The organism is Mesorhizobium sp. Root157 (assembly GCF_001427385.1).
Taxonomy (GTDB): Bacteria; Pseudomonadota; Alphaproteobacteria; order Rhizobiales; family Rhizobiaceae; genus Mesorhizobium.
On the sequence record NZ_LMGJ01000002.1, the window covers coordinates 114,240 to 141,119 of the forward strand.

25 protein-coding genes and 5 pseudogenes are annotated in these 26,880 nt (G+C 61.3%); 18 read left to right on the top strand and 12 right to left on the bottom strand.

The features are described 5' to 3' along the window. Positions 1-65: 65 nt before the first annotated feature. Complete coding sequence (locus ASD64_RS20870; RefSeq protein ID WP_156459983.1) at positions 66-434, bottom strand: hypothetical protein; 369 nt, start codon at positions 432-434, stop codon at positions 66-68. A 223-nt stretch (positions 435-657) separates the two neighbouring features. Between ASD64_RS20870 and ASD64_RS03140 the strand changes: the two genes are divergently transcribed. Continuing rightward, complete coding sequence (locus tag ASD64_RS03140; protein WP_056100560.1) at positions 658-1,557, top strand: DUF3991 and toprim domain-containing protein; 900 nt, start codon at positions 658-660, stop codon at positions 1,555-1,557. A gap of 13 nt (positions 1,558-1,570) precedes the next feature. On the opposite strand, the gene ASD64_RS03145 is transcribed toward ASD64_RS03140, so the two are convergent. After that, the gene (locus tag ASD64_RS03145; protein ID WP_056100562.1) at positions 1,571-1,840 is read right to left on the bottom strand and encodes a hypothetical protein; all 270 of its coding nucleotides are present in this window, start codon (positions 1,838-1,840) and stop codon (positions 1,571-1,573) included. A 224-nt stretch (positions 1,841-2,064) separates the two neighbouring features. Between ASD64_RS03145 and ASD64_RS03150 the strand changes: the two genes are divergently transcribed. From ASD64_RS03150 to ASD64_RS03160, 3 genes are all read left to right on the top strand, one after another. Then, the gene (locus tag ASD64_RS03150) at positions 2,065-2,670 is read left to right on the top strand and encodes a DUF1419 domain-containing protein (protein WP_056100565.1); all 606 of its coding nucleotides are present in this window, start codon (positions 2,065-2,067) and stop codon (positions 2,668-2,670) included. A gap of 9 nt (positions 2,671-2,679) precedes the next feature. Beyond that, positions 2,680-3,078 (top strand): DUF3085 domain-containing protein, encoded by a 399-nt coding sequence (locus tag ASD64_RS03155; protein ID WP_056100570.1) that lies wholly within the window; start codon positions 2,680-2,682, stop codon positions 3,076-3,078. A gap of 86 nt (positions 3,079-3,164) precedes the next feature. After that, positions 3,165-8,258, top strand: coding sequence for a helicase-related protein (locus ASD64_RS03160; RefSeq protein WP_056100572.1), 5,094 nt, complete (start codon positions 3,165-3,167; stop codon positions 8,256-8,258). A gap of 190 nt (positions 8,259-8,448) precedes the next feature. Here ASD64_RS03160 and ASD64_RS03165 read toward each other — a convergent pair whose 3' ends face one another. Then, a complete protein-coding gene (locus tag ASD64_RS03165; protein WP_056100576.1) occupies positions 8,449-9,384 on the bottom strand; it encodes a LysR substrate-binding domain-containing protein in 936 nt (311 codons plus the stop codon). 196 nt (positions 9,385-9,580) lie between these two features. On the opposite strand from ASD64_RS03165, the pseudogene ASD64_RS21945 reads away from it, so the two are divergent. Next, a pseudogene (locus ASD64_RS21945) lies at positions 9,581-9,894 on the top strand (EamA family transporter); the annotation flags it as partial. 9 nt (positions 9,895-9,903) lie between these two features. Beyond that, the gene (locus tag ASD64_RS21895; RefSeq protein ID WP_320410169.1) at positions 9,904-10,428 is read left to right on the top strand and encodes a DMT family transporter; all 525 of its coding nucleotides are present in this window, start codon (positions 9,904-9,906) and stop codon (positions 10,426-10,428) included. A gap of 233 nt (positions 10,429-10,661) precedes the next feature. On the opposite strand, the gene ASD64_RS03175 is transcribed toward ASD64_RS21895, so the two are convergent. The 4 genes and pseudogenes from ASD64_RS03175 to ASD64_RS03195 all read right to left on the bottom strand — a co-directional run bounded on the left by ASD64_RS03175 (position 10,662) and on the right by ASD64_RS03195 (position 14,394). Then, on the bottom strand, positions 10,662-12,386 hold the full coding sequence (locus tag ASD64_RS03175; RefSeq protein WP_056100579.1) for a diguanylate cyclase: 1,725 nt from the start codon (positions 12,384-12,386) through the stop codon (positions 10,662-10,664). Positions 12,387-12,809: 423 nt separating this feature from the next. After that, positions 12,810-13,504, bottom strand: a pseudogene (locus ASD64_RS20400) (IS110 family transposase); the annotation flags it as partial. Between the two features lie 39 nt (positions 13,505-13,543). Then, a complete protein-coding gene (locus ASD64_RS03190) occupies positions 13,544-14,041 on the bottom strand; it encodes an RES family NAD+ phosphorylase (protein ID WP_056100584.1) in 498 nt (165 codons plus the stop codon). A 2-nt stretch (positions 14,042-14,043) separates the two neighbouring features. Further along, positions 14,044-14,394, bottom strand: coding sequence for an antitoxin Xre/MbcA/ParS toxin-binding domain-containing protein (locus ASD64_RS03195; protein WP_056100654.1), 351 nt, complete (start codon positions 14,392-14,394; stop codon positions 14,044-14,046). Between the two features lie 342 nt (positions 14,395-14,736). On the opposite strand from ASD64_RS03195, the gene ASD64_RS03200 reads away from it, so the two are divergent. From ASD64_RS03200 to ASD64_RS03225, 5 genes and pseudogenes are all read left to right on the top strand, one after another. After that, positions 14,737-16,452, top strand: a complete 1,716-nt coding sequence (locus tag ASD64_RS03200) for a ParB N-terminal domain-containing protein (RefSeq protein WP_056100587.1) — start codon at positions 14,737-14,739, stop codon at positions 16,450-16,452. A 92-nt stretch (positions 16,453-16,544) separates the two neighbouring features. After that, a complete protein-coding gene (locus ASD64_RS03205) occupies positions 16,545-17,021 on the top strand; it encodes a hypothetical protein (RefSeq protein WP_056100657.1) in 477 nt (158 codons plus the stop codon). Continuing rightward, positions 17,018-17,908, top strand: a pseudogene (locus tag ASD64_RS03210) (DUF7007 domain-containing protein). The gene ASD64_RS03205 and the pseudogene ASD64_RS03210 overlap by 4 nt, the downstream one beginning before the upstream one ends. 35 nt (positions 17,909-17,943) lie before the next feature. Beyond that, positions 17,944-18,229 (top strand): annotated as a pseudogene (locus ASD64_RS03215) (hypothetical protein). Between the two features lie 462 nt (positions 18,230-18,691). Beyond that, positions 18,692-19,279, top strand: a complete 588-nt coding sequence (locus ASD64_RS03225) for a hypothetical protein (RefSeq protein WP_056100591.1) — start codon at positions 18,692-18,694, stop codon at positions 19,277-19,279. A gap of 233 nt (positions 19,280-19,512) precedes the next feature. Here ASD64_RS03225 and ASD64_RS03230 read toward each other — a convergent pair whose 3' ends face one another. From ASD64_RS03230 to ASD64_RS03245, 4 genes and pseudogenes are all read right to left on the bottom strand, one after another. Then, positions 19,513-19,947 carry a GNAT family N-acetyltransferase gene (locus ASD64_RS03230; protein ID WP_320410171.1) on the bottom strand — a complete coding sequence of 145 codons (435 nt, stop codon included), beginning with the start codon at positions 19,945-19,947 and terminating at the stop codon, positions 19,513-19,515. A gap of 72 nt (positions 19,948-20,019) precedes the next feature. Then, positions 20,020-20,325 (bottom strand): DUF1778 domain-containing protein, encoded by a 306-nt coding sequence (locus ASD64_RS03235; protein WP_056100659.1) that lies wholly within the window; start codon positions 20,323-20,325, stop codon positions 20,020-20,022. A gap of 214 nt (positions 20,326-20,539) precedes the next feature. Beyond that, positions 20,540-20,785, bottom strand: a pseudogene (locus tag ASD64_RS03240) (thermonuclease family protein); the annotation flags it as partial. A 310-nt stretch (positions 20,786-21,095) separates the two neighbouring features. Next, on the bottom strand, positions 21,096-21,680 hold the full coding sequence (locus ASD64_RS03245) for an HXXEE domain-containing protein (protein WP_056100598.1): 585 nt from the start codon (positions 21,678-21,680) through the stop codon (positions 21,096-21,098). Between the two features lie 347 nt (positions 21,681-22,027). Between ASD64_RS03245 and ASD64_RS03250 the strand changes: the two genes are divergently transcribed. The 7 genes from ASD64_RS03250 to ASD64_RS21340 all read left to right on the top strand — a co-directional run bounded on the left by ASD64_RS03250 (position 22,028) and on the right by ASD64_RS21340 (position 25,725). Continuing rightward, positions 22,028-22,213 (top strand): hypothetical protein, encoded by a 186-nt coding sequence (locus ASD64_RS03250; protein WP_056100601.1) that lies wholly within the window; start codon positions 22,028-22,030, stop codon positions 22,211-22,213. A gap of 279 nt (positions 22,214-22,492) precedes the next feature. Next, positions 22,493-23,419 carry an ArdC family protein gene (locus ASD64_RS03255; RefSeq protein WP_056100605.1) on the top strand — a complete coding sequence of 309 codons (927 nt, stop codon included), beginning with the start codon at positions 22,493-22,495 and terminating at the stop codon, positions 23,417-23,419. After that, entirely contained in the window at positions 23,419-23,607 is a 189-nt protein-coding gene (locus ASD64_RS03260) for a hypothetical protein (RefSeq protein ID WP_056100607.1), read from the top strand. The genes ASD64_RS03255 and ASD64_RS03260 overlap by 1 nt, the downstream gene beginning before the upstream one ends. Positions 23,608-23,746: 139 nt before the next feature. Then, positions 23,747-24,055 (top strand): type II toxin-antitoxin system RelB/DinJ family antitoxin, encoded by a 309-nt coding sequence (locus ASD64_RS03265; RefSeq protein WP_056100609.1) that lies wholly within the window; start codon positions 23,747-23,749, stop codon positions 24,053-24,055. Continuing rightward, positions 24,052-24,342: a type II toxin-antitoxin system RelE/ParE family toxin gene (locus ASD64_RS03270; protein WP_056100612.1), complete on the top strand. Its 291-nt coding sequence runs from the start codon at positions 24,052-24,054 to the stop codon at positions 24,340-24,342. The genes ASD64_RS03265 and ASD64_RS03270 overlap by 4 nt, the downstream gene beginning before the upstream one ends. A gap of 607 nt (positions 24,343-24,949) precedes the next feature. Beyond that, positions 24,950-25,261 carry a DUF736 domain-containing protein gene (locus tag ASD64_RS03275; protein ID WP_056100615.1) on the top strand — a complete coding sequence of 104 codons (312 nt, stop codon included), beginning with the start codon at positions 24,950-24,952 and terminating at the stop codon, positions 25,259-25,261. Positions 25,262-25,560: 299 nt separating this feature from the next. After that, positions 25,561-25,725 (top strand): hypothetical protein, encoded by a 165-nt coding sequence (locus tag ASD64_RS21340; protein ID WP_200957788.1) that lies wholly within the window; start codon positions 25,561-25,563, stop codon positions 25,723-25,725. Positions 25,726-25,771: 46 nt separating this feature from the next. On the opposite strand, the gene ASD64_RS03285 is transcribed toward ASD64_RS21340, so the two are convergent. Continuing rightward, positions 25,772-26,056, bottom strand: a complete 285-nt coding sequence (locus ASD64_RS03285) for a WGR domain-containing protein (RefSeq protein ID WP_056100664.1) — start codon at positions 26,054-26,056, stop codon at positions 25,772-25,774. Positions 26,057-26,880: the final 824 nt, after the last annotated feature.

The following is a 26,880-nucleotide window of genomic DNA, read 5'->3' on the forward strand; positions in this document are numbered from 1 at the left end:
TGCAGAATCAGGAATGCTGTGGGGGTCGCTGCACATCTACGGCCCTGCCAAATTGCCGCTTGAGCCTAGTACGACGGGAAGGCAGAGCCATGCCCAATATCACCTGTTTCAACCATCAAGGCGGCGCACCGCGAGGCATCGATCTCGTGTACCGCCTGACTATCGCGTTGGACAAGGCTCATCTCGATTGCGGTTGCTGAACGCAACTCGACGAGGTGCTGGCCAGATTCGAAGAACGCGAACGCTTGCGCGATGCGCGCGCCTGCCTTGCCAGTACCCGAACGCAGCGTGAGAGAGTCGAAGTCGCGCTGCTGTTTCTCAACGATCTGGACGACCTGACTGTGACGGAAGCCATTCTCTTCAAGGTCGATGACGACGAATACGGCGTTCTCAAGGTTCGGGAACTGGATTTCGTTTCCTGACACATTGTCCACGTCCGATCAGAAGTTTCTCGCATTTCGCAGGACGCCGTCGATTTCTACGATGTCGGGATCGAGCAGTGCCGCAAGCAAGCGGCAGGCCGCAAGGGAAGCTGCGCCACGGCTAAAGCCGTGCCCTTGCGCCCTTTGCTCGATGCGGCTGTCTGGAGTGCTCCGCGAAATATGCGGAAGAGGTATAGTTGAGAAAGGCCGGCCGGAAGGTGGCCGGGAGAAAAGAATGGAAAAAGCGGATATTGAAGAACTGCGAAGCCGGGTGGGTTGTGCGGCCGTGCTGGAGAGCGACGGCTTTGCTGTCGACCTCAAGCAGAGCACGCGCAAGGCGATAAAATACCGTCGTGGTGACGAGATCATCATCGTCATCCATCACGGCAAGGGCTGGTTCGACCCGCTCTCGGACGCCAAGGGCGATGTCTATTCGCTGGCCCAGCATCTCGACGGCTGCGATTTCCTGGAGGCATTTGTGCAGGTGGCCTCCCTGGTCGAGTTCGAGACGACTGAACCGAAGTGGCCGCGGGCGTCGCGGGTGATGGAGCCTGACCAGTCAATCCCGGATCGTTGGGCGGCGCGGCGCAAGCCGTGGCGCGGGTCGGCGACCTGGCGGTATCTGCGTGACGAACGGCACGTTCCCGAACAAATTATCCGCTCAGCCATTGCGCAGAACCTTTTGCGGGAAGGACCGCGGGGCAGCATGTGGGCAGCACATCAGGGCGATGACGGCGCTGTCACCGGCTGGGAGGAGCGCGGTCTCGAATGGCGCGGCTTTGCAGCCGGCAGCAGCAAGGTGTTGTTCCGGTTCGGCCTCAAGGATGCGGTTCGCATCTGTGTGACGGAAGCGGCCATCGATGCCATGAGCCTTGCCGCGATCGAACGTGTCCGCCGCGACACGCTTTATGTCAGCACCGGTGGCGGCTGGGCGCCGGCGACTGAGGCTGCTCTACGCGCACTGTCGGCGCGGCCGGACATGCGTCTTGTCGCGGCTACCGATGCCAATCCGCAGGGAGAGGCGTTTGTCTCGCGGCTGCGCGAGGTTGCCGGCGAACTTTCCTGCGACTTCGAGCGATTGAAGCCAGCTGCAGAAGACTGGAACGTGATGCTGCAGGATGCAGTATCCGCCTGACAGGACTGGCTATTCAGGTCATCGTGCCGGGGGCCAGAACTGGGGGCATCGGCTTCGACATCGTCAACTCGGTGCGCAAGAGCGCGCCCAGTTCTTTTGACCGCCTCGATATTGGTGTCCTCAGCCTCGGGGCGTAGATTCCCAGCACGATTTCTCCCCTACGTTCATCAGCATAGGTTCCCTCCAAGCCGAGGAATTTGCCGCGGAACCATTCCAGACCGACCGTGGGGCGTCTGGAGCTCATCTGATCGATGATGAACCCGACGATCACAAGTCCGCCCATGCGGCCAACTTTGAGGAGGGGGAGGAAGAAGAGAAATGGAAATGAAAACCGGCTGCCGCATGCCCGCCGGCCGCGTCAAGTGTGAAGCTTCGCCCGGCTTTGCCGGCACTTGACCCGCCCGGACGGAGAGGCGGCCGCGGAGGAGGGGTCAGGAAGGGCTGAAGATGATGGTGATCCACGAGGGATGAGCCACGCTTCGGCCCGACGAGGCTGAAGGAGCCACCATGAACCCCGCTTCTCCGATCCGCAAGATCTACCAGGGTATCACCGATCGCCGGCAGATGTTTCGCCTGTTCGACCGTCATGCAAAGCGGCCCAACCGTTTCGACGGCAATGCCGGCCCCCTCTATTCAGGGGAGTGGTTCGAGGTGGGTCGCGTCGAGCACGACTACATGCTCGACATCCTGCCGCCGCTGTGGATGCGGGGCGACATGTTCGCGCTGCGCGAATTCCTCACCGATAGCATCACCAGCATCTTCTATACGCTGCGCATCGACGGCCGGGTCCGGTATTTTCATGGCTATTGCGACCTCAACGTCGCCCGGTCGCCGGCCGCAATGCGTGACGCCATCGTTGAACGTGAGTCCTGGCCGGTAAAGGCGACGACGCACGAAGAGCGCATCGAACATATCTGGAGCGCCACGCATGATGACTATCGCGGTTATGCCGGCGAGCGTTGGATGCCCGAATATCGCGGCAAGCGCACCGTGCTTTGTTATGGCGGCGGGCAGGGCACCATGCTCAAGCTGCTCGACGATCTCACCGAGGACGAGATCGCGGCGAAGCTGCCGGTCCATCTGCGTCACCTTTCCGAACGCGTTGCGGCTTGAGGTGGGGCAATGTTCACATTTCCGATTAGGGCGGTGCGCAAGCTCATCGACCGCGGCATTGCCGATGCCGCCGCCAATGGTGGGTTCCGCAATCCCTACTACGGCGTGAAGCCCGGTGAGGGCGAGAAGCCTGGGCTCTGGCTGGTCGGCGACCAAGGGGTTTACCTTTGCTCCAACGGCAGACTCGCGAAGGGGCAGCGGCCGCTCGTGCTCTACTCGGAGCAGTGCCATCCGGTCGGCAATCCCGACTGGTTTGACTACAAGCACCGCCATTTTGGCGGCGACGATGGCATCGAATACATCGAGGCCGAACGGATGATCCCGTTGTTCGACCGGGATTTTCGCGCGACCCACCTCAATCTGCGGCTCAGCCAGAACGAGATCTCGATCTCCCTGATCACCCGCTAGCCCTTTTCACCAATCCTCGTGCGCCTCGCGTGGCCGATCGCTTCGATCGCGGGATCGCGCACGCCTGCATTCCAAGGAGGAACTCAATGTCTAACGACGATCCCTTCACGCTCAACCTGTTCGGCAATACCGCTCTTTCATCCGCCCTCGGCCTTGGCGTCACGGCTTTCGCCGATGACTTTGCGGCAGACGACGTCGATGATTCGACGCCATCTTCTCCGGCGGCTGTCGTGCTGGCGCGGCCGATGCAGCGCAGTGTCAGTTCGCCGCTGCGCATGACGCGTGGTGAGAATTATTATCTCGCCGATAGCCGCGGCCTCGCGAGAGGCTGGAAGCAGCGCGCACGTGAAAATCTCGCCGCCATTCGCCTGGCTGCTCAGATTGAGGCCGAGGAGCGTCCGGCCACGGCCGAGGAGCAGGCACAGCTGGTCAAGTTCACCGGCTTCGGGGCGTCGGACCTCGCCAATGGCGTGTTCCGCCGGCCGGGCGCGGCCGAATTCCGCGCGGGCTGGAAGGAGATCGGCTCCGAACTGGAGGATGTGGTCGGCGAACTCGATTATGCCTCGCTCGCCCGCTGCACCCAATATGCCCATTTCACACCGGAGTTTATTGTCCGGGCGATTTGGTCCGGCCTCCAGCGCCTTGGCTGGCGCGGCGGCCGGGTGCTGGACCCGGGCATTGGCACGGGGTTGTTTCCGGCGCTGATGCCGGAAGCCCTGCGCGATCGGAGCCACGTTACCGGCATCGAGATCGATCCTGTTACGGCAAGAATTGTCGGGCTGCTGCAACCAAGGGCACGCATCGTCGTCGGCGATTTCGCGCGGACGGAATTGCCGAAAAACTTCGACCTCGCCATCGGCAATCCGCCGTTTTCGGATCGGACGGTGCGTTCCGATCGCGCCTATCGTTCGTTGTCGTTCAGGCTGCACGACTATTTCATGGCGCGGTCGATCGATCTGTTGAAGCCCGGCGCGTTAGCGGCATTTGTCACCAACTCCGGCACGCTGGATAAATCGGATTGTTCCGCGCGTGAGCATATTGCCAGGACCGCGGACCTGATCGCGGCGATCCGGCTGCCCGAGGGCAGCTTCCGTGCCGATGCGGGCACGGACGTCGTGGTCGATGTGCTGTTCTTCCGCAAGCGAAAGGCCGGCGAGCCGGAAGGCGACCAGACCTGGCTCGACCTCGAGGAGGTTCGTCCCTCGACGGAAGACGAAGCTGCAATTCGCGTCAACCGGTGGTTCGTGCGGCATCCGGATTTCGTGCTCGGCACGCATGCGCTAACCTCCGGTCCCTTCGGCGAAACCTACACATGCCTGCCTCGTGCCGGCGTGAACCTCGAGGCGGCATTGTCCGCCGCTGTCCATCTGCTTCCGGAAGCCCTTTGCGATGGGGAGCCCACGGAAATCGATTTCGATGTGGAGGATGCGGGCGATCAAAAAATCGTCGATCTACCGTCTGACCAGCATGTGCGCGAGGGCAGCTTCTTCGTCGATAGCGCCCGATGCCTGATGCAGGTTATCGACGGCGAACCGGTTGCGATCAAGGTCCGCACGGGATGCGGCGGTGACGGCATCCCAGAAAAGCACGTCCGGATTATCAGGAAGCTGATCCCGGTTCGCGATGCCGTGCGCGCGGTCTTGAAGGCACAGGAGCTGGACCAGCCCTGGAGGGACATTCAGGTCCGGCTGCGGATCGCCTGGGCCGGCTTCGTCCGTGAATTCGGCCCGATCAACGCCACGGTCGTCTCGATCACCGAAGACCCCGTGACCGGCGACAGCCGTGAGACGCATCGCCGGCCGAACCTCCAACCGTTCCTCGACGATCCCGATTGCTGGCTGGTGGCGTCGATCGAGGACTACGATCTCGAGACCGACACAGCAAGGCCCGGCCCTATCTTCAGCGAGCGGGTGATTTCACGGCCCGCGCCGCCGGTCATCACCAGTGCTGGCGATGCGCTGGCTGTGGTGCTCAACGAGCGTGGCCATGTGGACATCGATCACATCGCGGAGTTGCTTCACGCTGATGTCGAGAACGTCATTGCCGATCTGGGCGACGCGATCTTCCGTGATTCCGAAAGTGGTTCATGGCAAACGGCCGACGCCTATCTCTCCGGCCAGGTCCGCGACAAGCTGAAGGTGGCGCAAGCAGCTGCGTCGCTCGACCCCGCCATTGAGCGCAATGTACGCGCCTTGATCGACGTGCAGCCGGCAGATCTGCGACCTTCCGACATCACCGCCCGTCTCGGAGCACCATGGATACCAGCGGTCGATGTTGTCGCCTTCGTGCACGAGACGATGGGCGCGGACATAAAAATCCACCATATGCCGGAACTGGCCTCATGGACGGTCGAGGCCCGACAACTTGGCTGGATGGCGGCCGGCACATCGGAATGGGGCACGGATCGCCGCCATGCCGGCGAACTAATCGCCGATGCGTTGAACAGCCGCGTGCCGCAGATATTCGACACCATCAAGGAGGGCGATAGCGAGAAGCGCGTGCTGAATGTCGTCGAAACCGAGGCAGCCAAAGAAAAGCTCCATAAAATCAAGACGGCGTTCCAGAACTGGATCTGGTCAGATCCGGATCGCACCGACCGGCTGGCGCGGGTCTATAATGATCGTTTCAACAACATAGCCCCTCGAACATTCAACGGCGACCATCTCCAGCTACCGGGCGCCTCTGGCGCCTTTTGTCTTTATGGGCATCAGAAGCGCGGCATCTGGCGCATCATCTCGGCCGGCGCGACCTATCTGGCCCACGCCGTCGGCGCCGGCAAGACGATGACCATCGCCGCCGCTATCATGGAACAACGCCGCCTGGGATTGATCGCCAAGGCGATGCTGGTCGTGCCCGGCCATTGCCTGGCGCAGGTTGCGCGCGAGTTCCTGGCGCTCTATCCGACAGCGCGTATTCTCGTCGCCGACGAAACGAACTTCACCAAGGATAAACGCCATCGCTTCCTGTCGCGCGCGGCCACCGCGACCTGGGATGCCATCATCATCACGCATTCGGCGTTTCGCTTTATCGGCGTGCCGTCGGCCTTCGAACAGCAGATGATCCAGGACGAACTGGAGCTCTATGAAACCCTGCTCACCAAGGTCGAAAGCGACGACCGCGTCTCGCGCAAGCGCCTCGAGCGCCTGAAGGAGGGTCTCAAGGAACGGCTGGAAGGTCTCGCGACACGTAAGGACGACCTGCTCACCATCTCCGAGATCGGCGTCGACCAGATTATCGTTGACGAGGCGCAGGAGTTCAGGAAGCTATCCTTCGCCACGAATATGAGCACATTGAAGGGCGTCGATCCAAACGGATCGCAGCGAGCCTGGGACCTCTATGTCAAATCCCGCTTTGTCGAGACGAAGAATCCGGGCAGGGCGCTGGTGCTCGCCTCAGGCACGCCGATCACCAATACGCTGGGCGAGATGTTTTCGGTGCAGCGCTATCTCGGTTACGAGGCCCTGTCGCAGCGTGGCCTGCACGAGTTCGATGCCTGGGCCTCGACCTTCGGCGACGTCACCACGGAACTCGAGCTTCAACCCTCCGGTAAATACAAGCCGGTGACGCGCTTCGCCACCTTCGTCAACGTGCCCGAACTGATCGCCATGTTCCGCAGCTTCGCGGATGTGGTGATGCCAGAGGACCTGCGCGAATACGTCAAGGTGCCGACGCTCTCGACCGGCATGCGTCAGATCATCACCGCTAAACCATCCGCTGCTTTCAAGCGCTACCAGATGGTGCTCGATGCCCGCATCAAAGCCATAGAGGAACGCGACCGGCCGCCGGAGCCCGGTGACGATATTTTGCTTTCGGTCATCACGGATGGTCGGCATGCCGCGATCGACCTGCGTCTGGTCGATTCTGGCAACGACAACGAGCCGGACAACAAGCTTAACGACCTGGTCTCGAACGCTTTCCGCATCTGGCAGGAGACGGTGGACAACGCTTACGTCCGTTCCGATGGCAAACCGTTCGAGCTTCCGGGCGCTGCCCAGATGATTTTCTCGGATCTCGGCACCATCCATGTCGAAAAGACCAGAGGTTTCTCGGCTTATCGCTGGATTCGCGATGAACTGGTGCGCATGGGCGTTCCATCGTCGGAAATCGCCTTTATGCAGGACCATAAGAAATCGGAGGCCAAGCAGCGCCTCTTCGGTGATGTCCGCGCCGGCAAGATTCGCTTCCTGATCGGCAGTTCAGAGACCATGGGCACCGGCGTCAACGTGCAGCTGCGGCTGAAGGCGCTGCATCATCTCGACGTGCCTTGGCTGCCGTCCCAGATCGAGCAACGCGAAGGTCGTATCCTGCGGCAGGGCAACCAGCACGATGTCATCGACATCTTCGCTTATGCCACCGAGGGCTCGATGGACGCTCAGATGTGGCAGAACAACGAGCGCAAGGCCCGGTTCATCACTGCCGCACTCTCCGGTGACACCTCGATCCGCCGGCTGGAGGATATGGGCGAGGGGCAGGCGAGCCAGTTCGCCATGGCCAAGGCGATCGCCTCGGGCGACCCGCGCCTGATGCAAAAGGCAGGACTCGAAGCCGACATCGCCCGGCTGGAGCGGCTACGGGCCGCACATATCGATGATGAACATGCTGTTCGCCGGCAAATCCGCGATGCCGAGCGGGGCATCGAATACGCGACGCAGCGGATCGCGGAGATCGGCCAGGATATCAAGCGGCTCGTGCCAACGGCTGGCGAAGCATTCGCCATCGATGTTGGCGACAAAGCATTCACCGAACGCAAACGCGCCGGCCGGGCGCTGATGAAGGAAATCCTGACGCTCGTGCAGTTCCAGCAGCAAGGTGAAACCGTTATCGCCTCGATCGGCGGGTTCGATCTGGAATATTCCGGCGAACGTTTTGGTGGTGGTGGCTATCGCTATTCAGCGATGCTGATGCGCACCGGCGCCGATTCCGAAATCGAACTTCCGATCACGACCACGCCACTTGGTGCAATCGCCCGCCTTGAGCATGCACTTGTCGGGTTCGAGAGCGAACAGGATCGCTATCGTCAGCGTCTCGCCGACGCCGAGCGACGTCTCGCGTCATACCGATCACGCGAGGATGGCGCATTTCCTTACTCCGGTGAACTTGCGGAGAAGCACGAACAACTCGTGGAGGTCGAGAAAGCACTCGCCGAGGATACCGGCAAGCCGGCTGTGTTCGCTGCTTAGTGCAAAGTTTTACGACATAATCAGTGGCATCGAATTTCCGGTCGGGATTTTGCATCTCGAAGTCGCCAGATTTCGACCTCATATAAGCCTTTCCGATCGACGTTGTGAAATCCCGAAGCCGCCATTCAGCGTTATTCGGTGATAACAGTCATGTGCTGACAATCCGACGTGCAAAGTCGCAATCGATCACTCAGGAAGTGGTTGCCCCCGTCGCGGCAAGGAAAGATCGCACTTCTTCCTTCAGCCAGGCGCGCAAGCCGGCGATCCGCGGGTCGTCCTCTTCGCTCGGCCGGTACACGAGATCGTAACCGCGCCCGGCGGGCAGCCGGATCTGCGGGAAGGGCTCGACCAGACAGCCAGCCGCGATACCCTCGGCGACCAGCACGCTCCGTCCAAGCACGACGCCCTCGCCACGAAGCGCTGCCTCGATGGTGAGGCTGCCATGGCTCAGCGTCGGCCCCCGCGTTCGAGCACCTGCAGCACCTGCAGCGGCGAACCAGCGCTCCCAGTTCGGCAGCGTGCTGTCGTCGTGCAGAACGCGTTGCTCATGCAGCAGCGTGCAGTGGGTCAGGTCAGCAGGGTCGGTCAGCCCGCCCATGCGCGCCAGATAGTCCGGGCTGCAAACGGGGCTCATGGTCTCATCGAGGATTCGTTGCGAAGCCGTGCCGGGATAAAACCCCGTGCCGTATCGAAGGGCGGCATCCACGCGACCATCAGTCAAGTCGACATTCACGTCGCTCACCTCCAGCCTTATATCGACGTCGGGCAGCCGTGCTATCAACCGGTGCAGCCGTGGAGCGAACCACTTGCTGGCGAAGGAGACGCTGGTGCTGAGCGTCAGCCGTGGGATGGCCTCGAGCGAACGCAGCCGCTCGGCCTCGCGCACCAGTTCCGTAAGCGCCCGGCTGACCACCTGGTGCAGCGCCGTGCCCTCCTCGGTCAGGACTATGCGTCGCGTCATACGGCGGAACAGGGTGACGCCCAGGTCCTCCTCCAGTGTCTGAATCTGACGGCTGATGGCACCCGGAGTCACACTCATTTCCGCCGACGCGAGCGCCATGCTCAGCAGGCGACCCGCCGCCTCAAAGGCACGTAGCGTTTGCAGGGGCGGCAGACGGCTTGGCATTGCGACCTCATGGTTGCGCGTGGATCAATCATAACCGCCGAACAAATCGTTTGTCAGCCTCGTTGTTCGACGTCAGGAGTGACGTAACAACAATCCCGGTGTTCGCTCCCTTATGACCATCGCCACCCCCGAAACGCCCGCTCCGCCGCTCGTACCTCTGATGACCCGGCTCTCGCCGCTCAGCATCGCGGGAATGATGCTCCTTGCGGTTCTCTGGGGCCTTTCAATCCCCATTACCAAGCTTGGCCTGGACACGATGCCGCCGATGACCTTCACCGCGCTGCGTTTTGCCTTTGCGGTGCCTTTTCTGTTTGTCTTCGCCATAGGCCGCCATCGAATTCCGCTTTCCGCCTTGCCGAAGGTGGCGGCACTGGGCTGATCGGGATCGGTATCGGAAATGTCTCGCAGTCGTTCGGCGTTGCCGGTGCATCGGCCTCCGTCAGCACCATCGTCTCGGCCACGATCCCGGTTTTTATAGTCATCCTCGCGGCGATCCGCCTTGGCCAGTCGGTCAGCCGGGTGCAGCAATTCGGGCTTGCGGCCGCGTTCGCGGGCGTGGCCATGGTGGCCTTCGGCCAGGGCAACGGGGCGGACGATCTCGCGCAGACGACGTTGACTGGCGCGGCCCTCGTGCTGCTCTCGGCGGTCATGATTGCCTTCTACTACGTCTGGAGCGTCGAACTGGCCGATCGCTATGGCACCGTCACCGTCGTCATCTGGAGCACCCTTGCGGGGTTTCTCGCGCTCCTGCCATTTACTGCCTGGGAGATTGCAACCACTTCGTTTCATGTCGAGCCGGCGGCAATCGCTTCCGCGGTCTATCTCGGGCTCCTGGTCTCGGCGGTTGGGCTTTTCCTCTGGCTATGGCTCCTGCGCACGGTTCCCGCCCGTATTGCTGCGAGCGTGCAGTTTCTGCAGCCGGTCTTTGGCATCGCGGCCTCGGCGGTCATGTTCGGTGATCGGATGGGTCCACTATTCATTGTCGGCGTACTGCTGGTATTGATCGGCGTGGGATTGTCGATCATCACTCGGCGCGGCGGGTAACTATAAACACCGTAGAGTTCTTCTGGCTCCATTCCAGCTATCTGATGATTAGCCGCGTCTTCGAATTCCTGCTTGAAAGCCGCCGGACAGGAAGCCACCCACATCGAGCCATCCCTGAATGCGGCCGCGGCGATGGGTTCGCGATCCGGCAGTTTTCAACCCCATGTCGGTCATTCAAGGCTCTTCAGGGATCGCTCGGAAGCTGTCGTTCGTTCAGCTAAAGCCGGGCCGCTCTAACCAAACATCGCTTGTTCGCTCAAAAAGACTTCCGGGGTCGCCTTTGGCTTAATGGCGCTCCGGGTTCGATTTCGTCCCGCGCTCTTGGCGTCGTAAAGCAGTTTGTCGGCCCGTTCATAGAGCTTCGCGAAATCTTCATCCCCGAAGGCATCCGCCACTCCCATGCTGGCGGTTACAGGGCGCTCGAGATCTGGAACGGTATTGGCGACAACTACCGGAATTGCCTGTCGCCGGCGCTCCGCCAGGATATCGGCATCATTGCCGCGTAGGAGAAGCACGAATTCTTCGCCGCCAATGCGGTATGCCAGAGCGTCCGGCCCGCTCTGGATCGCACTGGCTACAGCTTTGAGCACCGCATCTCCAACCGCATGCCCGTTCACGTCATTGATCGCTTTGAAATGATCGAGGTCGATGACAGCTAGTGTGGCGAAGCCTTCGGCTCGAAGCTGCGCAAACTGTTCCTCGAGCGCCCGCCGATTGAGCAATCCCGTCAATGGGTCCGTTTCGGAAAGCCGCTCAAGCAGATCGGCTTCGGTGCGTGCGCGATCTCGCTCCCGTTTCATGGTCACGAAGCGATCCGCTACGCCAAGCGTCGTTAAGAGTACTTCGAACAGACAGCCAGCATAGAACATGAGCATGGCGTCGAGGCTGTTGAGCCAAGGGACCACTCCCGTGACCAGACGGATCAGTCCGACCGCCACCATTGGCGCGTATCCGACTGCCTGGAATTTTGCGGCGCGACTTCCGCGACGCAATGCGTCGATCATCGACAGTATGAAAACGATAAGGACTGGCGCAAACGCAGCCGTGTATGCGCTCGATTGTACGGGCCGTGCAACGAACGGAAATGTCGCATGAAACGCACTCAGGAACAATGCCCATGCCGCGCAATAGGGTAGCAGACGCCGTAGTGCAGGATGGATTAGTCCGGGCTCGATGAAGCTGAAAGTGAACATCGCTCCGAACGCGACCGTCATCCCGAAGAGCAAGGTGGTCATCCAGCTCAAAGTCATGGCAGGCGGGTCGAAAAATACGACTGACAGACCTGATGAGGTCAGAATGGTCATCAACAGCGACAGCGTCAGAGCCGAGTGCCAGAGCACGAAAGGTTCACGCAGGATCCGATAGAACGCCGCATTGAAGATCAGGGGCATGGCGAGCATGCCCGCAAGCCCGGCCACAATGATCAGGAGCCGCATATCGTCGATGCTGTCGCCAGCGGCATCGATTGGTGCCAGATATGCTCGCTCCAGCGTCATCCGGTGGCTTGGCAGATCAATCGCGACGACGATCTGCCGGGTCGCGCGTGTCACGTCTGGCAGGGAAGCCTTGAAATACCCACCAGCCATTGAACTGGGCAAGGCTGCTGCGGAAACGGAGGCTTGCCGTACCGCGCCGTCATGGTCGATTGCAAGCAGATGCACCGCCTTGAGTGCGCTCCGCCTTGAGAGAAAGTATCGAGGAAGGATGTCGTCTGGGCCGAGATCGAAGCGAAGCAGCACCCGCTCGGCATCGATGGAAAATTTCCGGTCGTCACAGGACCACCGCTCGGCCGCCAGAGCAATGGTAGCCACGTCTTCTGAGATGCTGCCGGATGCCCAGCAGGAATTGTGAATGTTGCTGGAGTCAGCCGCGCTAGCCGATCCGACGCCGAGAGGCGCCAGCATCAACACAAGCAGCAGGGCTGCCAAAATACTTTTTCGAAACACACCCCGAGCCATGAATTGCCGATACGGCTAGAAGCTTTCGATGCCGTTAAGCGCCCCATAATGCGTCCGTTGTCGGCTTGGCGGGGCGTCGCGCAATTGACTGGAAGCGGCGCTGATCCTGCCAAGCGCGTCTTACGCCCGCTTACCTTTCTCAGACACAAAAAGCCGCCAGTCCACTTCCCATCTGTGGACGCCCCGTAAGATGCAAGCAGTTTTTGAAGGTTAGCGCGTAGTCGGATGCTGCCATCTGTCTGGCCTCTGATGCAGCACCAGAGGCTGCGGCCCGTATGGGAGCTCGCGGACCGGATCCATATCACTCACAGCGTGCTCGTGGCACAGTGGGAAGCTCTGGTTTTCCGACCCCGTCTCGCCGACTGCTGTGCCATACCTTCCTTCGACCGACTATGTCTCCGACGACCTCTGGTCCGCCTTGGCTTACGCCGCAGCTGCGACCGGAACTTTGTAATCCTCTTGCTTCATGAGCAGTGCCCAGATGATGGGCGCCGTTTGTTGGCCAGTGTGACCGTGACCAGCATACGTGGCTTTCGGACCATCATCTGCGCAAGCCATGAGCCTGCAGGCGCCGCTTGCTCGCCTGCAGGACGACCGCACTGCAGCCGATGACGAGCAGGCGCCGCAGGGTACGCTCGCCCATTTTCGAGATCGCCCCCAGCTTCTGCTTGCCACCGGTCGAGAGCTGACGTGGCACCAAGCCTAGTCAGGCGGCAAAGTCTCATCCTTTGGTGAACGTCTCGGCCGGCAGGGCAAGGGCCGCAATCGCGGTGGCTGTGATCGGACCCACGCCCGGTATCGTCATCAGCCGTCTTGTCGCCCAGCACCGCTACATGCGACGGTCCCTTGGGCGCGACCCAACCATATTCGGTCAGATGACCTCGGATGGCGTTGATCAACTGGGTGCGCTGCCGAACCAGCAGATCGCGTGTTCTGAACACCAGGGCATATGCCTGCTGCGCCTCGCTCTTTATTGCCACGAACCGCATGCTCGGACGCTGCGCAGCCTCGCAGATTGCCTCAGTATCGACCGCATCATTCTTGTTCCGCTTCACGAATGACTTCACATAGGCCGAAGGGATCAACTTCACCTCGTGACCCAACAGCGTGAGTTTGCGACATAACAAAGTGCGTAGTCTACGACTGCTTTGCAGGACTTATTTCGACAGACGATGTTCGTCGTCGATCAATACGATGCGAGAAAGAAGGCGGTTGCCCCATCTCCACAGCACGATGTTCAGATTTTCGCTGGTTGCACCGGGAGCGAAACTCCTCACCAGCAGGCCATTGTTGCCCGCAGCGATAAGCCGGCGCGCAAAGGCTTGCGTCTTTGTCTCGCCGCTCGCCTTCATCTGGTCGCGCCAGATGCTGGCGCCGAGCTCTGCGGCGTCTATGCTCTCGGCATCGAGCGCGCGGTCATCCCGGCAGTCGAAAATGCCATCGATCTCGGCGTCGTAGGAGACGAGCGTCGTTGGCTGGAGATTGCCAACCTGATTGGCTTCCCGCAGCGCCGTCACCACCGACAAGGACAGATAAAGTGCGGCAACCCCTTTCGGATTGAAGCGGCCGCCATAGAGTTCCGCGCCGCGACCCGACAAGGGCTCACGCGCGTAGACCGGGTTCAAAGCCCGATAGAGCTTTCCCCGATACTGCACGACTAGGCGTAAACCCCGGCATCAACCGCATCGATATAGTCGAGAACTTCACCGGCCCGGCCATTGAGCACCAGTTGCATGGCCGTCTGCCCGGAGAAGCCGGAAAGCGGCTCGGAGCGATACCAGGCATAGGCTATCAGGTTCGAGCCGAAGCGAGGTTCCACCTTGTTAAGGATTTCGACCATTTCACGCAGTCGTCGCTGTGTCTTGTCGGAGCGGACCCGATCCTTGCGCTGGACGGCATCCTTGCCAAGGCCTGCGGTGCGCGCGACCTCCTCACTGGTGGTGCGCAGGACATCCGCGATCTTGCGCGGGGCGAACAGACCATTGTCCGAATATTGGGCGAGGCTCATGGCGGACGTCTCCATCTCTCATACGCCTATCATTGTGACGCAATATAACGTCAATATAAGCGGCAATCAAGTAAAAGGGAGGGAAGAGAGGAAATACGAAAGGGAAAGTCCCGCTCGCAGATCGGGCGGCCCGGCGACGCTTTCGCTCAACCGCGCCGCTCGCGATCCCCGCCGTTCGCTCTTCGCAGGGCTGTAAGCCCCGCTTGATCGGCCCGGCAGGGATGCTCAGCCGCAGTTGCACCCGCCCGCCCGCTCCACGGGCCGGGGGATGTCTTCGGGAAGAAGACGGAAAAGGGCGCTGCCAGTGGCCGCGTTCCGCAATCCCTGAACAGGAGCACTCCCATGGAACTGAAATTTGTTGATCCGCGCGCGCTGAAAGAAAATCCGGACCGGGCCCGGTGCTCGAAGTCCAACCCGCAGGCGGACGCATTGCTCTTGGCGACCATCAAGGCCGTCGGCATCGTGCAGCCGCCCGTCGTGGCCCCGGAAATCGATGGTGGTAATGGCTATGTCATCGATGCCGGCCATCGGCGCGTGAAGCAGGCGATCGTCGCTGGCCTGGAAGAGATCGCCGTGCTGGTGATCGAACGGGCCGAGGATGGCGGCGCCATGCGCTCGCTGGCCGAAACCCTGGCGCATGAACAGCTCAATCCCGTCGACCAGTGGCGGGCGATCGAACGGCTTGTCGCGCTTGGTTGGACCGAAGAAGCGATTGCCGTCGCCTTGGCGCTGCCGGTCCGGCAGATCCGGAAACTTCGGCTGCTGGCCAATGTGCTGCCGACCATGCTGGATCATATGGCCAAGGGCGACATGCCCGACGAGCGGCAACTGCGTACCATCGCGGCCGCCTCGCTCGACGAGCAAAGGCAAGTCTGGAAGAAGCACAAGCCGTCCAAAGCCGATCCGCAGGTATCGTGGTGGAGCGTCGCGCAGGGTCTGCAAAAGACGCGCATGTATGCCCGTGATGCCAGCTTCGGTGACGATCTGCGCGAGGCCTATGGCATCGTCTGGGTCGAGGACTTGTTCGCGCCGGCCGACGAGGACAGCCGTTATACCACGGACGTCGAGGCCTATCTCGGCGCGCAGCAGGAATGGATGACCAACAGCCTGCCCAAGCGGGGAACAATCGTCGAGGCTGGCCAGTGGGGCGAGCCGAAGCTGCCGCCCAAGGCCGAGCGTGTCTATGGCAAGCCCGGCAGGTCCGACCACACCGCCATGTATCTTGACCGTGACGGCAAGGTGCAGTCGGTCGCCTACCGCATGCCAGAGGCGAAGAAGCCAAAGGGCAAGAACGGCGCATCAGCGGACGATAGGGGTGGGGACGATTACGGCATTGTCGTCAAGACCCGCCCTGATGTCACCCGCAAGGGCATGGAGATGATCGGCGACCTTCGCACCGACGCGCTGCACGAGGCGCTATCGCGCGCACCGATCGAGGACGATACGCTGATGGCGCTGCTCGTTCTCGCGTTTGCTGGTCGGAACGTCACGGTGGCGTCCGGCACCCGCGACATCTCGTATTACGGGGCCGCAAGCCTCGGCGAACATGCGGCGCCGCTGTTCAATCAGGACGGCAAGCTCGAGTTCGACATGGACACGCTGCGCGTTGCGGTACGGTCCCTGTTGATCGACGTCCTGTCCTGCCGGGAGAACCGGTCGGACAGCGGTGTTGTCGCCCGTGTTGCCGGCGACGTCATCGTTGCCGACAACTTTCTGCCCAACATGGGGACGGACGAGTTCCTGTCGTGCCTGTCGCGGCCGGCGCTCGAAGCCTCCTGCGTGGATACGTCCGTCCTGCCCCGGCAGAAGGTGAAGGACACACGCGCGGCCCTGGTCGAGCACTTCAAGGAGGGCCACTTCGTCCACCCGTCGGCGCTGTTTGCCCCCGACCAGGCAAAGCTTACCGCCTGGCTGAAGGAGAACGAGGCCAAAGAGCTGCCCGAGGACGACGGCACGCCGGCAGACCGGGAAGAGCTGGACGGTGATGCGATCGTCGAGCCGACGGATGCCGATGCCGGCGACGACTACGCCGAAGGTTTTCGCGAGGCGGCCGAGTAGCCGCCCCTTCTTCTTTCCGAATGCAATTCTCCGCCGCCGGTGACCTCACCGGCGGCGGTTTCGTTTCCACCATGAAAACCACGGAGACCACTATGTCCGCTCAATTGATCTATGATCTCGTTCCACTCGGTTCGACCGTGACGTATTCCGATGGTACGCCGCGTCCGCCCCAACGGCATCGCAAAAAGCTTGCCACTTGGGAAAGCCGCAATAGCGGCGGCCGACTGATTGCCAGGCAGAAGGAGAAGCGTGTCGGCAACACGCTCCTGCCCGCCTCGTTCACCTTGCACGAGGGCGATTACGGCAGCCGGGGCACGATCGTGCTGCGCATCCATCGGACGTTTTCCGCCGACAGTGACCTCAAATTTGTCGTGAAGGAACGGCCGACCGTTGGTTCGGTCCTGGTGCTCGATCGGCCAGGCGAGAATGCCCAACTCGTCTATCTCGCCAGTAACCAGGCCGACGCCGAGGAATGGCTTTCACGGCACGGGTATACCAACGCCGTGCTGCAGGAGGTTTCGGCCGACGACGTTGCCGCCGATGCCATCGAGGGGAGGGTTGCGGCATGAGCGCTCTTTCTTCTACGGTCGCACTTCCCGATGGCGCCGCCGAAGGTCCGAAGGTCTATTTCGGGCGCGGCGCCGACGGCATGCTGGTCGGTCAGGTCGGCGATCATGCGTTCGCCATGGCGCCGGCGCGCGACGGCCGGCATTATCTTGCCACCGTCTGGCACATCCGCATAGCGATGGCGCAATGGACACGGGGGGATTTCTACGGCCATGCCGGTGAACTCGCCGACGAGAGCGCCTTCCGGGCAAAGGTGTTCGAGCAGGCCGAGCACCAGCGTGAACTGGCAAGGCTTGGCCGGCGCGATATTGGCTCCACGGCGCCAACGCCATGAGGGCCATCGCAGGGCGCCACCGTCTTCGCCGAGGGCGTCACCTGCCATTCCACCGCCGGCCATGGCGGCTTCCATCTTTCGCCCCAACGCAACAGCAAAATTCATCCGATGCTGCGCGCCACGGACGGCTTCTACGAGGAGGACGAGTGCTGGGCGATTGTTGCCTTCACCTTCCCGCATCTCTTCACTGCCTTCGAGCGCCGATGTGCCGAACGCACCATGAAGGACGGCTTTCCCGATGCATGGGAGGCGATTACCAGCAATGTGCTGGAAGAAGGAGAATCCAGAAAGAAGGATGAGCGCGCCTTCCTCCAAAAGCATGCCGCCGACTGGATCGTCGTCTCCGCGATCACGTCGGAGCATAAACAGGGATTTGTCGAATGTATCGCCACGCCGGGCGGCAGGCGTAGTTCCGGAACCGAGGAGCGGCGGTTTCTTGTTCCATCCGCGGAATACGACATCGGCCGCTTTGGCTTTGTCATCGATCCGGAGCACCACGCCGTCTATTGCGGCTCGTCCAGCTTCGTCGGTTGGCCGCGGAGGGCGTCATCATGAATTTTCCTTCCGATGTTCGCACACAGCTTTTGCGCATGGAAGAGGCGCGGCGGCAGACACGGCACCAGCTTGCGGCAGATCACGCGGCGCGTGACCGTGATGATCCCGGTGCTCGGCCGCAAGCAGGTCGGCTATCGGCGCAGCAAGGCGCCGAACCCCGGCGCTTTCCTCGAGCGCTACCGCTCAAACCTCGCCGCAATCACGGCCGAACGCCAGCCGGAGATCGATGCTTTGTCGCACAAGCTCGCACGACAGGATCAGGCCATCGCCCGGATCCGGGCAAAATATCGGCATCTGCTTGAGTTGAGCAAAGCCGCATGAAACAGAGCCCGATCGCAGCGTCGCGGTCGGGCGCTTTTGTGAGGCAAGATGTGCGGCGAGGCAGAGGACCTGCACTTTCCTTGCTCTTGCAGCATGCCGGCGCAACCTGGACGGCAGGGTACGGCAGATGGCTATGGTCACCTGCCTTTCTGATCCCGTGTCGATGGTCAGGGCTTTCGCCGGCCTCCCTTCGTTCGGTTGCGGTCCTAAACCGGCGGCCGTTCGCTTCAAGGCCGCGTTCCGCGCCGCGGGGCGGCCGGAGAGTACCACACTCGACATGGCGGGCCCGCACCCGGCGCGAGGGCTGAAAGCCCTGCTTGTGCGCAAGCCCGCCATGCTCGTGTCGGTTCTCCCGGACCCTGAAGCGCCCGTTCTTCCGCCGGTTTTTTCGGATCGCGCCCGAAGGGAGGGCCGGCAAGGGGCCGGTCCAAGCCTTCAGGAGAACCGAAAGGAAGAAAGACCATGACCAAGACCAAGACCACTTCCCGCCAGTCCGCACGTGTCGTCCAACTCCGAAAGAGCACCACTCTCGAAATGGTCAGGCTCTGCTGCCCCGACACCGCACAGGCCACCCTGATCGCCGAAAGCTTCGGCCTTCCCGTCCTCGACAGCGATGGCATTCGCGACCTTCACGAAAAGCTCATCATCGAGACGGCCGATGCCCTGGGCGAGGGTCTGGGCGAACGGGCCATGCAGATCCACCTGCAGCGCATCGTCGGCGCCTTCGTCGGGTCGGCCCACGGCGCCGGCCAGTTTTATAGCCGGGCGGTGACCGAGGCTCGCGACGCCACGGCCAAATCCGCAAACGATGCCCGAGACGAGGACCGCGATGGACCTGTCGGTTTCGCGAGCGCGGCCCAGCGCAAGCGCGAGTTTGCAGCCGACATGGGCGTCCAGTCGCACGCGCTGCGCATGGCGACTGAAGGCGCGGTTGCCGCCTACGAGCAGGTCGTCGGCGAAAAGTGGAAGCCCTTCGAGCGCACGATCGAAAACCCCGGCCAGAGCGTCGACCGCAAGGCGGCCGAACTCCAGATCGCGGCGCTCGGATAGGTCGTCCACGGGGGCGGGGCTTTGGCTCCGCCCCAAACCGTCAACCCGGCAAGTTCAAAGGCGGTCAATCGCGGCGACCGCCTGAATGGCGGCAGTGGGGCCGATTCCGGTTGGGCAGGTTCAGGGCAGAGAAGGTGAGATCGCTGCCCTTCGTCGGCATAGACGCCTCGGATTGTCGACAAAGAGAAACGCCCCAGTAGAGTCCGCACTTCACTAAGGTGACAGGCTCATATTCAAGCAAAAATCTTGGCAATCTCTGCCATCGGCATGAAAAAGCGGTTCCCTGTCTCGCCAAGTGGCAGAAATGCATAGGCCTTGTAAAATCTCTCCGCCGTTTCATTCTTCGCGTCCACGACGAAAGCACAGGTCGCGATCTCGCTGCGCAGCGCCCGACTGAATGCGTCCATTATCATCAATTCGCCTAGCCGCCGTCCACGATGCCGGCGATCGACAGCTAGACGTCCCATCAAAGTGGCGGGGACCGAGGGATAGCGGGGTAGCTTCTTTGCCATCGATGTCGGCAGATCGTGGAGGGCGATGGAAGTGGAGGTGAGCGTATAAAAGGCGATGGGTGCCGGGCCGACCTCGGTCAACACGAAACAGGACGCGACGCGTTTGCGGACATCCTGCCCGGCCTGGGTCTTGAGATATCGGTCCAAGGGCTCCACGCCGCAGTCAAAAGCGGCACGATCATGGTGATCGTCAAGGGGCGATATTTGGAAAGTCACACGGTTGCCAAATTAGGAAGCCAAGATTTCGATATACCGCTGTGCCGCCTTTCGGAGGCGCGGCGTAGGCTCGCGTGGATTGAGCATGGCCTCCGCGAATGCACGACTTTCCCTCGCGCTGAGCTCGATCGACTGCATGTCCTCGATTGTGCGAACTGCCGCTTCGTGGACGCTGGCGATCACAAAATCCGTCAGCGTCCGACCTTGCAGTTCTGCCGCCCGCTGAAACAAATCCTTCTGATCGGGTGACACGCGCGCTTCCAGCCGTTCGCTGCGCGACGGCGCTGACCTTTTTGCGGCTGATGCTAAACGGGCCATTGCCTTCATCCTTGCTACGCGCCTAATGTACGGCTAATGGCCGGACGTAGCAAGTGGTTCCGCGTCGAGACATAGCTTTTGTCCGCCCTGACCCGCATTTGCTCGATTCGGCTGAGAAAGGCGCGGGCCGGATGGGGAAGGGCGGCCATCGTGGCGGAACATCGCTCGGGGCTTTCGTGAGCCGCCAGATTTCAAATTAGGACACTACCCAATCGACAAACCGGCAGGTCACTGGGCGAGAGGCGGCGAGGAATTCGTCGAGCGCCTTCGCGGCATCCCGACCGCAGGCATAGGATTTTCCCGACGGGGTCTGACATCGCTGGGCACTTTCCGGGGCATCAATGCCGTTGAACCGAATACGCTGGCCAGCGATTTCGATGGTGTCGCCATCGATCACCGTGGCGCGTCCGACAAGCGAATGGTCGGCTGGAGAAGCAGACGACGTTGTGATCGAAGGCACCTTTGAACTGACAAAAGCCCAGCTGCGCTCGCCAAAATTGGCAGCAGCAATCATCCCCAGTGTGACGACAATGGGCAGCAGCCTATAGACGAGACAAGGCAGCCTGCGCCGCCGCCTTCCAAGCCGGTGGCGCGGATGTTTTATAGCCCTACCCATGTGCGGAGTTCAGCACAGGTGGCGTAAACATGGGTATAAGGGCAAGGGTACATCTGTCCGGGTTTCCGGCACGGGTCATTTGGTGCCGAGGCCGACACCGCGTCTGTTCACGTGCGGCCGATGCCATCCAAGTGGGCTTTTCGGCAGGTCTGGCCTATCTGCGTAACCCCAACGAGGCCAACGCCGACCGGCGACAAAGGGCATAAGCTACGATGATTGCATGTACGGCAATACCGATCAAAAGACCGATGATGTGGTCGTCCGTTGTCGCCGCGCCCGAAATCTGTATTTGCCACGATGCATAGCCGCTGAAGGGCAAGAATAACACGACCGCCGTAACGAGGCCGGGATTGTAGCTGCGGGAGCGTATGGCACCGGCCATATGGACGATCGCGTTGATCAGCATGAGATAAACTGCGGCCAAGCCGATCCCAAGGTCGACCGACCATGCCAGATAGGTGACGGCAACATCCAGGACCCAGACAGCACCGATGTTGATGACGAAGACGGCAGCAGGCGTGAGCACCTCTGCGCCATTCCCTATGGTGCGGTTAATATAGAGCCGGAAGCGATCGCCATCATGTTCCTCGTACTGATGGAGCATGTAGATCGGCAGCAAAACGAAGATGGCCGTGAACGTCGTGCTCCAGCCGTGAGCGAGAATCGGCATCAGCGCCAGGATCATGATGCCAGCCAGAAAGCCGCCATACATCCAGTAGTCGAATAGCCGGCCAATCATCGATCTTTCCTCTGATAGGCATCCCCTCATCGACTTCGTCAGGATCGCATGCTTCGCGCTTTGCGAGGGTAGCCGAGCCGTTCCAGGTGCCGATTTGCCGCTCCAGTTTCTATACGGTGCGAGGCGATCGTGACAGGCACCGGGCACTGATCCGGCAGCAGTCCAATCCCGCTCTCTATTGATGGCTGTTCCTGGTGCGGCTGCGGATCTTCCACGATCAACCCGCAGGGGGTCCGCTAGCAAGCTGCGGCCGCTCGGCTTACGCCTTCGCGGTGATCGCGCCCGCCGCCGCACACTGACGGAGCCATCGAGCGGGGATTGGCCCGCTCCCTAGATGGAGCCCGAAAATGGCACACGATCTCTCCCTCGCACAACAGCACGCCTGGAACCTCGCCCGCACCTTGATGACGCCGGTCATCCTGTTCCAGTCCGACGACCAATACGGCGTCCTGCCTGCCGACGAGATCAACGAGGGTGAGGTCACGCCATTGATCGAGTACGACCCCTACAGCGGCGCGCGGCCGGTTCACTGAACCGGCCAGCCTCTTCGGCCTCGGTCCGGCGGCGCTGTGCGCCGCCCTTTTCTTCCGGATGCCCGCTGCTCGCGGTCCCGTTCGTCAGGGGTCTTGGCGGAGCCAGGCGACCGCGCAACGGCTTTGCCGTCCTCCACTTCGTTTCGGCCCTGAAACCCATCCCGTCACACAGAAACGATGGATGTCAGCAGGGTGCGCGGCCGGCCTTTGGGCTCCGCCTTTGAGAACCCCGTGACGGGAACGCGATCGGCGCGGTCTCGAAAATGGAGTTTTGAGAAGATGAACAGGAAAGAAAACAAACCCCGTGTGGATATCTACGCCCGCATCACGGAAAAAATCGTAGAGGAACTGGAGAAGGGCGTCCGGCCATGGGTGCAGCCATGGCGGGCGAGCCATGTGAAGGGCCGCATCACGCGCCCGCTGCGCCACAATGGCGAGCCCTACACGGGCATGAATGTTCTGCTTCTCTGGTCGGAAGCGATGGCAAACGGCTATGCGGCTCCAATCTGGATGACCTTTCGCCAGGCTGGCGAGCTCGGCGCGCATGTCCGCAAGGGCGAAACCAGTTCGACCGTCATCTATGCCAGCCGGTTCACCAAGACCGAGACCGATGCGCAGGGGAGCGAGATCGACAGGGATATTCCCTTCCTGAAAGCCTACGGCGTGTTCAACGTCGAGCAGATCGATGGGCTGCCGGACCACTATTACCACCAGCCCGCACCGGTCGAAGATCCGATCGAACGCATCGAACATGCCGACACGTTCTTCGCCAATACCGGGTCCGAAATCCGGCATGGCGGTTCGCAGGCATTTTATTCGCCGGCCTCCGGCCATATCCAGATGCCGCCGTTCGAGACCTTTCGTGATGCCGCGTCGTACATCGCCGTTCTCGCTCATGAGCATGTCCATTGGACGGCGGACTCTCGCCGCGTCGGCCGCGATCTCAGCCGCTACGCCAAGGACAAAAGCGAACGGGCAAGGGAAGAACTCTGTGCCGAAATTGGGTCAGCGCTCCTTTGCGCCGACCTCGGCATCGTACCGGAACTGGAGCCCCGCCCCGATCACGCCAGCTATGTTGCATCGTGGTTGCGCGTTCTTCAGGGGGACAAGCGTGCGATTTTTCAGGCGGCTGCGCACGCGCAGCGCGCCGTTACTTTCCTGCATGGACTGCAGCTGCAGGTCGACCATGAGCGTGAGGCCGCCTGATGCTTTACGCTCTGAACCTCGAAGGGGACGGCGAGGTGCCGCCTCCGATCCGTCTTCTCAAGCTCGGACCGGTGTACAAGACAGCCGCGGCTGCGCTCGCGCTGATGGCTGCCCACGGTCATTTCGGGCCGTTGGATGGATTGGGCGATTTGCCCTGCACCATTCGCGACCATCTGCTACGCGCATGAATTCTCATTTTGCTTCATGCCGGCATTGGACGGGAGCGTTTCATGACCTCAAGAGAGGAATATCCCACGAATAATGCTGTTTTCTCTGGAAGTTGTCATTCAAACGCATTACATTCCTCGCGAGCGATAGGAGACGTCCATGGTGACGAATGCGCTTGTGCAGACACGTATCGATTCCGGCATCAGGGACCGCGCCGCTTCCGTGCTCGAAGGGATGGGGCTGACGGTTTCCGATGCCGTGCGCATCCTGCTGACGCGTACCGCCAACGAAGGCGCTCTGCCGCTGGAACTGGTCAGCAATAGCGATGCTCACGATGCCTGGTTTCGCGCCAAGGTGATGCAGGCGCTCGAAGACACAAGGCCGGACTCCAGCGCAGAGGATGTTGAGGCGCATCTCGCATCACGATGTGAGGCCGCGCTGCGCAAGGCGGGCGCAATAAAATCATGAGGCTTACGTGGTCGGCGTTCACACTTGCTGATCGCGACGCCATCTTCACACACATCGAAGCCGATAGTCCGCGTGCGGCGGCCACCGTTGACGAGCATATTGCACAGGCCGTGCTCCGCCTGATCGAGTTCCTCGAAAGCGGCCGTTCTGGGGGGCCTGGCACGCGTGAACTGGTCATTCCCCGAACGCCCTATGTTGCGGCCTATGCACTAACCTCGGATAGCGTCCGCATCCTGCGTGTGCTCCACGGAGCCCACGTGTGGCCGGTTGATTTTGCATCCGGCTAGCTTCCGCAATGCAATCGCCAGCACGACGCGATGCTCGGGTGCCGATCGAGGCTGAAGCGGGACCTGGCATGCGACCGCCGACCGCCTTCCTCCGCATCGTCATTCTGTCCGCAGTTTGGATTCGGCACCCGGGTCAGCCTGACAAATGATAGTCGGGTGGCTATCTCGCTGACTTGCCATGGCGCCCCCGTCCCGATGCCGGTGTGAGTGGGACGTACACGCGGTCCTGCCTGACTGGCTTGGCGAAAGCGTGCGAACTGCCAGTCATCGGGATGTGGTTTTCAATCGAACCGGTCGCTGTCCCGTGGCCATGAGACTGACATTGCAACGCCGGTCTTCATTCCGGTTCCTGCAAAAGCCACGTCCATCTGCGTCCTCAATGTGACTGGTCTGACCGAAGGACGATCCCGCTCAAGCGGTCTCTCGATCTTGTCCCGGCAACGGCCTTCGTGACTTTCTTCCCCTTCCTCGCGAGCCAAGAAAGCCTCTTCCGGCCGTCTTCCACTTCGTTCCAGCCCTTGGCGGGGTGCCGGTTGATCGCCTCCGGTCCATCGACCGGCATCGAGGTCGCGATAGGCGCGGCCCGAGCAACAGAGGAATGAGACACATGGCTACCATCGGCACCTTCGCTTCCACGGGTAACGGCTTCACCGGTTCGATCAAGACCCTTAACCTCAACGTCAAGGCCAAGCTGGTCCGCGTCGAGAACCCCTCCGACAAGGGACCGCACTTCCGCATCTTCGCAGCGGCTAATGTTGAGCTCGGAGCCGCCTGGCAAAAAGTCTCCGCCGAGGGCCGCGACTACCTCTCGGTCAAGCTGGACGATCCGAGCTTCCCCGCTCCGATCTACGCCACCCTGATCGAGGTGGAAGGCGAAGAAGGCCTCCAGCTGATCTGGTCCCGCCCCAATCGGGACTGAGCATCCCAGCAAGAGGGCTCCACCGTGAGGTGGGGTTCCTCGCGCCCAAGAGGAAGCCGGAATCAGGCATCGAGCCTGGTGCCGGCTTTCTGGCGCAAACCGGGTGGGCGGGGGGTCTGTTCAGATCGTCCGAGGATGCCATGTCGACCCGAAGGCCTCACGGACGAGCGGTTCCTTCAAAATGCTGACGCATTTCGGCTCCCCACTCGCCGGCTCCGCCGGTCGCTTGCGCGATCCCTGACCCCTCCGCTCCGCCATGACAGCCGGTGTCGTCTTTCACCAACGTCAAGGAGACGAACATGTCGATCGATCAACACATTGAGGAATTGCGCGCCGAGCTGCGGAATGCGGTCTACCGCGACGAGCGTCGCGAAACCGAGGCCGCCCTGGAGCTCGCCCTTGCCGAGCGCGAAGCCATCTGGGTCGAGCAGGAGGAGCTGATGAACGCCGAGCCTCCTCTCTAGGAGGCTTTCGCCATGACAGAAAACCCCATAGGCCGGATCGACCGGCCTATGGGGTTCGCGTGCCCGGCGGACCATGCTGCTGGCCACCTGTTTGCGGGCCATAACCGCGCACGCGTTTGCTGCGCAGTAGCTTCAGGAAGAGCTGCACGGCGTCTTCCTCCTTGTTGAAATGATGTTGCATGGCTTGCCCACGCGCGCCAATGCGCCCCCATTTGCGGGTCAGGCAGACGTCTCCGAACAGGATCGCCTCGATTGACATGGCGTAATACCGGGCCATGTTCTTTGTGGGATCCGTCCGCTCGACGTAAAGCTGGTAGGGTTGCGCGATCATAGGGACAGAGTCACGCTCTTCGATTTCAAGGTCCAACGACTTCTTTGAATCGGTTGCCTGCGGCCGATTCATTTTGGTGATGGCCCCACCAGTTCTGTCGTGGTCCGCGCCATCGATGAGCAGGCCATTCCTCGATCAATGTCTCGGCCCGCAACCATGTGCGCGCACGTCCATATCGGAGAGTGTCAAGAAAGCGGGAGAGTTGCCTTTCCGGTTGAAAGACCCAATCGGTCTCAGCGCAGGCGCGTGACGATCCTCTTCTGTAATCGGTAGAGTCAATCTTAGGTCATGATCGTTAGCTCGAAAGTTACAGTCCGTTTGGCAATCAATTTCCCGCGGTCAACCGTACCCTGGATCTCTTTTCTGTACGGGGTCCGTCGCTAAGCGCGGCCCCAAGATGGGCGACGGGGTCAGCCGTCCAATCTCGCGTAGGCGCGGTTCACATCAATGATAGGCCGCTAGGATCGTCGCGGACTGGCTGTCCCGTCGTCCGGGCTGCGGTCTAGCACAGGGTTGAGAACACGAAGTATGCCAGCCTACGCGGCTGGTAGCTGCACCTCATTTCTTAGCTCGAACCGGCTCCCGGATATCTAAATGCGGTGCATGATCACCACCAGTTTTCGTGCAGCCGCAACGGTGGTCCTTTTGAATCCGCGGCCCCGCGCGATCGCCATTCCCCAAGACCGAAGCCTTGATTGCTTGCCTATCCGGCTCTGTCAGGCGAAATGAGAAATTGACCCCCGAACGAAACGAAGAACTGACCCCTCGTTTTTGAGAGGATCAGTAGATGAGCGCAGAATTTCCATCGAAGCTCGCCGTGTCGA